This window comes from Bradyrhizobium sp. (genome assembly GCF_049512235.1).
Classification (GTDB): domain Bacteria; phylum Pseudomonadota; class Alphaproteobacteria; order Rhizobiales; family Xanthobacteraceae; genus Bradyrhizobium.
In genome coordinates this window covers 1-8,922 of sequence record NZ_JBEKXH010000273.1, presented here as the reverse complement: position 1 = coordinate 8,922, position 8,922 = coordinate 1, and the positions used below count along the sequence as shown (strand labels likewise).

Sequence of the window (8,922 nt, the reverse complement as noted above, 5' to 3'; positions counted from 1 at the left end):
CCGTTGAAGCTTACGAAATCGAAGGCGGCCGGGGTGCCGATGACATAAGGCAGCATCGTCGGGCAGAGGCGCGCGATCAGCTTGCGGGCATGGTCGCCGGGCTTGGTCGCGGAGCCGGCAAGCGCGGACAGCTTCTCCGCAACTCCGCCGATTTGTCCGGAGAAGCGCGCAAGATCGTCGGCCGGTACCGCCCGGTTATATTGCTCGCGCATCTCCTGGTCCGGAATGAACAGGTGGGTGATCAGTGGCAGTCCCCAACGGGACATCTGCACCTCCGGTGCGTGTCCATGCAACGAGACCGATGCCCAGGCATGGACCAGGCCGTCGCCGATCGTCGCGTTGGGCAGTTCGATGACAATGGCGGTTACATTGCGCTTTGCAAAGAAGTTTTTGCCATTGAGAAACGCGGCCGGTTCGAACCTGTTCTGGTCGAACAGCGCCGTCCTGAAGGCACGGAAGGCGGCGGCGTCAACCGCGAACAAATCGGGCGCCAGTCCGGCGAACACCGTGACGCCCGATTTGGACTTGACCGCCGCACCGGTCGTACCGGCGGCGATGAGATCGCCGTTCGCTCCTTTCAAAGCGGCCGCGCCGTGCGAACGGCGGACCTCAAAGGTCTGCTGATGCTTGTGATCATCGCCGTCGGCATGGGACGGCGGGCCAAATGTCACCTTGAATGCAAGCTCCTCACGCGCATCGCCGTCGAGATCGAAGCGGAAGGCGTAAAGCCCTTCCTCGCGGAAGGTGTCCGGAGCGGACAGTCCGGCGTCGGGATTGACGGTCATCGCCATCACCGTCGCAGCCGGCCCGCCGGAGAACAGATAAAAATCGCAGAGGTTGATGCGCGGATCTTCGCGTGCGGTCGGCGTGTCGAAATGATGGGACATCGGCAACCTCGCCAAGGTGCCCATTCATAGACCGGGCATCGGCTGAAATCAACTGTCGCAAAAAGCGCTCGGCCTCGCCATGCCGCGTAACTTGATCGTGCTCGCCGACGACGTGATTGAATAGGATGCGTCGTGTCCGCTGAAGGTATCATCCGGTCCGAGCACACTTATACGGCCGAGCGGAGAGCGCAGCTCGGGGGTCGGATTATCGACATTAAGAGGTCTTTAGATAGCTGGCGAGAGATCGGGGACAGTCCACGGCCAACATCCCAGACGACCGATTCCATGAAACTGATCACTTGTAGGATGGGTAGAGTGACCAGATCGGACGCACGTCCGAACTGGTCACGAAACCCATCGCGAGCGGCGGAATTGGTGGGATTCGCGAAGAGCTCAACCCACCTCACGACTACTCGGAAGCTGTACCACCAGGCGCTTGGGGCGCCGCGCCAACCCGCCCGTCAGCCGCGATAGATCGGCGCGCCGGCCGGCGAGCCCGTCGCGCCGCCGTCGACGAAGATTTCGGCGCTCTGCACATGCGCGGCATCGTCGGAGGCCAGGAACAGCACGGTCTTTGCGATCTGATCGGCGTCCGCGATCCTGCCGAGCGGCGTAGAGCGCGCGATGCGCTGTTCGAGCGCCGTGAAGGCTTCGGCCGTCGGCGCAGCACCCTTCCAGATCGCCGTGCGTGCCGCGCCCGGCGCCACCACATTGACCCTGATCCCGCGCGGCGACAGCTCCGAGGCCATCACCCGCGCCATCGCCCGCACCCCGGCCTTGCTTGCGGCGTAGGCGGAATAACCGGGATTGCCGAGCACTGAGATCACCGAGCCGTTCAGGATGATCGAGGCGCCGTCGTTGAGATAGGGCAGCGCCGCCTGCACCGTGAAGAACACCGCGGTGAGGTTGGTCCTTAAGACTTGTTCGAACCCGGCAAGCGTCGTGCCGCCGAGCGGCGTGTTGCCGGGGATGCCGGCATTGGCGAACAGCACGTCGAGCTTGCCGAATTTGTCGACCGCCTGTTTGATGGCGGCCTCCGTCGCCGCGATGTCGGTGGCATCGGCCACCACCGCGAGCGCATTCGGTCCGAGTTCCCGGGCCGCCTCCCGCAACGTGTCCCGGTTGCGGCCGGTGATCGTCACCTTTGCCCCCTCGGCCACGAATAACCGCGCCGTCGCGAGCCCGATGCCGCCGTTGCCGCCGGTGATCAACGCCGTCTTGCCAGCAAGCCTCATCGTCATCTCCATTGGTTGCATTGTTGAACAACATTGCCATCTAGGCCATCTGGTTTTATGATGCAACCACACAACGGCGTGATCGCGGGCCAGCGCGGCACAGCATTCTGGTGCGGCGCGGCTTTTGTGGAGAAAACGGGCCAGGAATTACAATGGTGAAACGGACCAGCCTTGAGAACGCCGAATGCCCGATCGCCCGCTCGCTGGATGCGATCGGCGACTGGTGGTCGCTGCTGATCATCCGCGACGCCCTGCTCGGCCGGCGCCGCTTCGGCGAGTTCCAGAAGAGCCTCGGGCTCGCCAAGAACATTCTCAGCGTGCGGCTACGCACGCTGGTCGACCATGGCATCCTGAAGATGGCGCCGGCCTCCGACGGCAGCGCCTATCAGGAATATGTGCCGACGCCGAAGGGGCGCGGCGTGTTTCCTGTTCTCGTCGGCTTGCGGCAATGGAGCGAGGCGTTCGACCAGCGTCCCGAAGCAATCGCGACCATCCTGGTCGATCGCGAGAAGGGTCGCCCGGTCAAGAAGCTGGAATTGCGCGCTCAGGATGGCCGGCTGCTGAAGGCTGCCGACACCGCGTTAAAGCCGCGGCCGATCGCAAAGGGCCGGAAACGCGCTTCGGTCCGGACTTAACCAACAATCCGGCTCAGATTAGCTTGATCGTTGCTTCAATGTTGCCGCATGTCGCTTTCGAGTACGGACAAAGCTCCTCTGCTTCGTCAACCAGGTCCTTTGCAACATCGCGCTCCAAACCCGGCAGCCTGACATTGAGCCGAGTGCTGAGAAAATAGCCGCCGTCCCCGAGGTTCAGGTCCACTTCGGCATCGATGCTGATTTTGGCCGGTAGCGCGATTTTTCTGTTGCGAGCCGCAAGCGCGATCGCATTTGCGAAAGAGGCCGACCAGCCGGCTGCGAACAGTTGCTCCGGGTTGGTACCGATGCGCGCCGAACCGGGGGTCGAGAGCCTGATGTCGAGCAGGCCGTCAGAGCTGCGCGAGACGCCATTATCGCGACCTCCCGCGGTTTCGGTCTTGGCAGTATGGAGCAACTTTACGATATGGCTCATGGCGCACTCTTTTTTGGAGTAGTGACCCTGGATGAGAGGTCTCGATGCCCGCGCGCAACGTGCCCGCGAGCCTCGAGGGTCGATTCAGACAAGGGTGGTTGTCACATCAATATTGCCGTGGAGGCCTTGGTTTTCAGGCCGATTTGCGCAGTGGTTCGAAGCCCGCGCGAAGCTCTTCGGCAAAAAGCTTCGGCTGTTCCCAGGCAGCGAAATGGCCGCCTTTATCGAGCTTGTGGTAGTGGATCAGTTTGGGATAGGCCCGTTCCGCCCAGCTCCGTGGCGCAGGATAAAGTTCGTCAGGGAAAACGCTCACGGCCGTCGGCACCACGACGCCCTTGACGGCGAAGAAAGACGCCCCCTTGTTCTCCCAATAGAGGCGGGCGCCGGAGAGCGCCGTATCCGTCAACCAGGTGAGCGTGATGTTGTCGAGGACGTCGTCTCGGGTGAGGCCTTCGCTGTTTCCGGCAAAGACACGAGCGATCATTTCGTAGCTGCGCGCGTCGTGGTCGAGGAAATAGGCCGCCAGGCCGACCGGTGAGTCCGCTATTCCGTACAGCGTCTGCGGCCTTAAGCCCATCTGGAAGCCGTAGCCGATGCCCTTGGCATAGACGAAGCTCAGCCGCTCGTAAGCGAGCTTCTCGTCGGTCGAGAGATTCGCCGGTGCCGGCGCGCCGGAAAAGGCCAGCTTGTCGATGTCGAGGGGAATGACGTTCGCCATGTTGGTGTGAATGCCGAGCAATTCCGGTGGCGCCTGCACGCCCATCAGTTCGGTGATGATCGCACCCCAATCGCCTCCCTGCGCCACGAATTTCGTGTATCCGAGGCGCTTCATCAGTACGGTCCAGGCACGTGCAATATGGGCCGGATCCCAGCCGGTCGTGGCCGGCTTGCCGGAAAAACCGTAGCCGGGAAGCGACGGAATCACGACATGGAACGCGTCAGATGCTTTTCCGCCGTGTGCGGTGGGATTGGTCAGCGGGTCGATGATCTTCATCTGTTCGGTGATCGAGCCGGGCCATCCGTGCGTGACGATCAGCGGCAACGCGTTTTCGTGGTTCGAGCGGACGTGAATGAAGTGGATGTCCAGCCCGTCGATTTCGGTGATGAACTGCGGCAGGGCGTTTATTTTTGCCTCGATCTTGCGCCAGTCATACTCTGTCGCCCAATAGCGCGCGAGCGCCTGGATGGTATCGAGTTGCACTCCCTGGGATGCATCCGTGACCGTTTCCCGCTCGGGCCAGCGGGTCGCGGCGATGCGTCGTCGCAGATCGACCAGCGCTTCTTCCGGAACGTTGACGCCGCGGAAGGGGCGTATCGAATCGCGCGCGTGCGCGGCGGCTGATTGTAACGGAGGCAGGCTCGCGGCGCCTGATGTGCCGAACAGCCGACGGCGGTCCTGACCGGTTGCTTCGGGCGTCTTGATCGTATCCATGGCGTCTCTCCTGGGTTGAGGGTTGCTCGGGTGCACTTGCGTGCTGCCCAACACCTATCCCGACCCGGACGAAATCACCCGTTAGGCGTTGTTATCCCCTGTTAGGCGCGCCTAATCCCTTGTCGTTTCAGGCAAATTCCAGCGCTCGGTGGTCGCGGAAAGGCTCGATCGCGTTGCCCTTGATGGTTTGCGGGAAGGGTCGTAATCTCCAGCACAGCGACCTCGGCCGGCGCGGTCACAGAGGGGTCTATGGCGACGGTTATCAATCGGACGGACGGCGGCTTGTCGTTCGGCCCATTCAATTTGCTGGTGAACGAGCGCCTCCTCACGAAGCAGGGGGTCGCCGTCGAATTGGGTGCGCGTGCCCTCGATATATTGATCGTCTTGACTTCCACCCCGAACGAAATCGTCAGCAAGAAAAGTTTGCTGTCGCGGGTCTGGCCCGATGTCATCGTTGAGGAAGGCAGCCTGCGCTTTCACATCAACGGGCTGCGCAAGGCGCTGGGTGATGGGCGGGGTGGCGCTCGATACATCGCGACACTCCCAGGACGGGGCTATTGCTTCGTTGCGCCGGTCTCGCGGCCGGCCAGTCCGCGCGATGACGCGACTGTCGTTGCCAACAAATTTCCGCATGCCAATCTCCCCAGCCGCCTGAGCCGGGTGATCGGCCGCGACCAGGATGTTCTGAGGCTGTCGGCTCAACTGAACGCTTCGCGCTTTGTCACTATTGTCGGTGCCGGCGGCGTTGGAAAGACCACCGTTGCAATAGCGGTCGGGCACCACCTGAACGACGCCTTCTCGGGCACCCTGCTGTTCGTGGACCTCGGGATGCTCAGCGACCCCGAACTGGTAACAGCGGGCATGGCCTCCATGCTTGGGCTATCGGTTCAAACGAACGATGCAATGCCCAATCTGGTCGCATACCTGCGCGACAAGCGAATTCTCCTGATCCTCGATACCTGTGAGCATCTCGTCGAAGCGGTAGCGCCGCTGGCGGCGCGCATCATCGGTGCGGCACCCCAGGTCCACATTCTGGCAACCAGTCGCGAAGCTCTTCGGGTAGAAGGCGAACATATCTACCGACTGGATGCGCTGGCATGTCCGCCGGATGACCCAGGGCTTACGGCTGCGGCAGTCCGGACGTTCCCGGCCATGCAGCTATTCATGGAGCGCGCGGCGGAGAGCGGCGTGCGTTTGGAGTTCAGCGACGCCGAAGCCCCGATCGTCGCAAGCATCTGTCGAAAGCTCGACGGAGTAGCGCTCGCCATCGAGCTGGCGGCCAGACGCGTCGAATCCTATGGACTGCAGCAAACCGCAGCACTTCTCGATCAACACCTGACCCTGATGTGGCTGGGGTCGCGAACTGCGCCACCGCGTCAAAAAACACTGCAGGCCACGCTGGATTGGAGCTTTGGGCTTTTGACCGAGGTGGAGCGCGCAGCGCTTCGCAGGCTCGCCGTATTCGTTGGCCATTTCACCCTGGATGCGGCGCTGGAAGTCGTCACCTGCGCCACTCTCGACAGATCGAACGTTGTTGGCGCCGTGGACAGTCTCGCTGCCAAATCGCTGGTCGCAACGAGCCCGCTGGGGGCGATGATGCGCTACCGACTGCTCGACACGACGCGCGCTTACGCCCTTCAGGTCGCAATTGACGACGCCGATGCTCTCGACCTCTCGACACGGCATGCGTCGTACTTCCGCCGTTGGTTGGAACAGAACGGCAAGGAATGGCCGGGCTTATCGAGTGGAATTGAACGAGCATCCCATTTTGCCGGCGTCAACAATGTTCGGGTAGCGCTCGAATGGTGCTTTTCTTCAGGGGGAAACATCGCGTTGGGCGTATCGCTTGCAGCCGCTGCGACGCAGGTTTTTCTGGCGATGTCTTTACTTCCGGAATGCCACCGCTGGTCAAAACGTGCCATCCTCGCCCTTGACGGCTCTTCCGCGGGAGGCCTCGACGAGATGCATCTGCAGGCCGCGCTGGGTTTCTCGGCATCGCAAATGTATGGAGAAAGCAACGCCGTAAGCCAAGCCCTGAACAGGAGCCTGGCTATTGCAGAACAGCACGGCGACACGGTCCATCAAGCCGGATTGCTTAACATGGAACACATTTCCCATGCCCGCAAAGGAGATCTCAGGACTTCGCTTCAATACGCCAGACGTTGCCGGGCTGTCGCCGAAACGTCTGACGACCTGACGGTCAAAGCGGTGGCCCACGCCATGTTGGGAAGGGCACTGCAGGTCACCGGCGATCTTGCGGGTTCGCGTGCGGAACTCGATTCGCTGATGCGGATATTATCTCAATCCCATCATGGACCGATCCTCCTGAACTACGATCCCCACTATCATTCGTATATCGCACTGGCACGGACGCTTTGGCTGCAAGGCTATCCGATCCAGGCGCTGGAACTCGCACGCCAGGCGGTCGAAGCCTCCGAAGCCATGGGCCATCCGGCAGCATTGGGGCTGGTTTTGGCCGGCGCGGCGTCGATTTTTCTCTGGGCCGGCGATCTCGATGCTGCCCAATACCACACCGATTTGTCCCTCTCCCATGCCGAAGCCAATGCCTTGGGGCCTCTTGTGGCGATCGGACATGGTCGCAAAGCGGAGTTGGCGATTCTGCGAGGTGACACCAAGGCAGGCGTCAAGGATCTGCAGACAACGCTCGAGCGACTGCACGCAGCGCGACATGAGGTGCTCACCACGGAATTCAACATCGCGCTCGCTCAAGGATTGGTCGCAATAGGCAGATCAGATGAAAGCGTGGCCTTGATCGACGAAAGTATTCAGCAAGTCGACGTCAGTGGCGAGATGTTCTACATGCCGGAACTGCTGCGGGTAAAAGGCGGACTTCTGCTATCGATGCGTGAACCCAACGTCCACGAGGCGCGGAATTGCTTCATGCAATCCCTCGAATTGAGCCGCCATCAAGGTGCGCGCGCCTGGGAATTGCGCACCGCGAGGGACCTCGCGAAGCTTTTGGTCGAGCAGGGAGATTCTGAAAGCGGACGGACGCTGCTGCAGCCGGTCTACGCAGCATTCAGCGAAGGATTTGAAACGGCCGACCTCAGAGCAGCTGAACAGCTGCTTGCGCAAATACCGACCTCGATCTGCAATTGAAGCAGCATGGGGTCAGTCACGTCATTCTTGTTGGGCTGCTGGCCAACACCGTATTTGCTGCAAATGCCACGCGTGCGCGCGAATCGCGCAGCAGGTTCCGGCGCGATCCGGCGACAGGCTCAACCAGATTGGTGAGACCCCGCTGCATACCGCTGAGCAACATCGGTAATTTCGCCGGAGTTGCGCGGCCTCACGGGCCGCGTCCATCATGACAGATCGCGCTTGCTGCGAAGCCTCAGCTGTTCCTCGGCTTCCAGTTGCAGCATCCCGAGCAGGAAGCCAAGCATGCCGAGCCTGTGGCGCCGCGCCAGCCCGGCCAGATCGGCGGCAGATTCCGCAATGAAGGCCGCAGCCTCTTCCGGCCCGCCTTCTCCGCGCGGCTCATGAGTTCGCAAACGTCGATCCCTGGTCTTGGATCCGAGCGTCCGCCGATGCGCTTTCTTGGTCAACAAACCTACATCCAACGCTACAGCCTCTGCTTAAGGGATACTCCGTTTGATTACACAACTCTAGAGCGAATTTGCCGCTCCACGGGGCCGCCATTCGGAGATCACGGCCGCTTTTCAACATCTGTCGATTTGACAGGGGGCTCCGCTGCACCCATGTTCGCAAGCGAAGCGGCCGTCGCGAATCCCGCGGACAGGTCCTTGTTTTTCCCCTAAGTCACTGGAATAAAATGAATATCGTCATTGTCGAGTCGCCCGCGAAAGCCAAGACGATCAACAAATATTTGGGCTCCTCCTATGAGGTTCTGGCCTCTTTTGGCCATGTCCGGGACCTCCCGGCCAAGAATGGATCGGTCGATCCGGAGGCTAATTTCCAGATGATCTGGGAGATCGACCCCAAGGCGGCTGGCCGCCTCAATGACATCGCCAAGGCGCTCAAGGGCGCCGACCGGCTGATTCTCGCAACCGACCCCGATCGCGAGGGTGAAGCGATCTCCTGGCACGTGCTGGAGGTGCTGAAGGAGAAGCGCGCGCTCAAGGACCAGAAGATCGAACGTGTGGTCTTCAACGCCATCACCAAGCAGGCGGTGTCGGAGGCCATGAAGCATCCGCGCCAGATCGATGGCGCGCTGGTCGACGCCTACATGGCGCGCCGCGCGCTGGATTATCTGGTCGGCTTCACGCTCTCGCCGGTGTTGTGGCGTAAACTGCCGGGCGCGCGGTCCGCGGGCCGG

8 protein-coding genes are annotated in these 8,922 nt (G+C 61.5%); 3 read left to right on the top strand and 5 right to left on the bottom strand.

All coding sequences use genetic code 11. The features are described 5' to 3' along the window. Together ABSG20_RS22645 and ABSG20_RS22640 are read right to left on the bottom strand one after the other, a co-directional pair. The coding region (locus tag ABSG20_RS22645) for a DUF4331 family protein (protein WP_423866745.1) at window positions 1–887 on the bottom strand (887 nt) is incomplete at its 3' end. A 461-nt stretch (window positions 888–1,348) separates the two neighbouring features. Beyond that, window positions 1,349–2,122, bottom strand: a complete 774-nt coding sequence (locus ABSG20_RS22640; RefSeq protein ID WP_423866744.1) for an SDR family NAD(P)-dependent oxidoreductase — start codon at window positions 2,120–2,122, stop codon at window positions 1,349–1,351. 152 nt (window positions 2,123–2,274) lie between these two features. Between ABSG20_RS22640 and ABSG20_RS22635 the strand changes: the two genes are divergently transcribed. Next, entirely contained in the window at window positions 2,275–2,757 is a 483-nt protein-coding gene (locus ABSG20_RS22635) for a winged helix-turn-helix transcriptional regulator (RefSeq protein ID WP_423866743.1), read from the top strand. A 13-nt stretch (window positions 2,758–2,770) separates the two neighbouring features. On the opposite strand, the gene ABSG20_RS22630 is transcribed toward ABSG20_RS22635, so the two are convergent. Both ABSG20_RS22630 and ABSG20_RS22625 read right to left on the bottom strand, forming a co-directional pair. After that, a complete protein-coding gene (locus ABSG20_RS22630) occupies window positions 2,771–3,190 on the bottom strand; it encodes an Ohr family peroxiredoxin (RefSeq protein WP_423866742.1) in 420 nt (139 codons plus the stop codon). A 133-nt stretch (window positions 3,191–3,323) separates the two neighbouring features. Further along, entirely contained in the window at window positions 3,324–4,622 is a 1,299-nt protein-coding gene (locus ABSG20_RS22625) for an epoxide hydrolase family protein (protein WP_423866741.1), read from the bottom strand. 249 nt (window positions 4,623–4,871) lie between these two features. Here ABSG20_RS22625 and ABSG20_RS22620 point away from each other — a divergent pair, with 249 nt between their 5' ends. After that, window positions 4,872–7,742 carry an ATP-binding protein gene (locus ABSG20_RS22620; RefSeq protein WP_423866740.1) on the top strand — a complete coding sequence of 957 codons (2,871 nt, stop codon included), beginning with the start codon at window positions 4,872–4,874 and terminating at the stop codon, window positions 7,740–7,742. A gap of 206 nt (window positions 7,743–7,948) precedes the next feature. Here ABSG20_RS22620 and ABSG20_RS22615 read toward each other — a convergent pair whose 3' ends face one another. Further along, window positions 7,949–8,191, bottom strand: coding sequence for a hypothetical protein (locus ABSG20_RS22615; protein ID WP_423866739.1), 243 nt, complete (start codon window positions 8,189–8,191; stop codon window positions 7,949–7,951). 227 nt (window positions 8,192–8,418) lie between these two features. Between ABSG20_RS22615 and ABSG20_RS22610 the strand changes: the two genes are divergently transcribed. Further along, window positions 8,419–8,922: toprim domain-containing protein (locus ABSG20_RS22610; RefSeq protein ID WP_423866738.1), on the top strand; the 504-nt coding region annotated here is incomplete at its 3' end.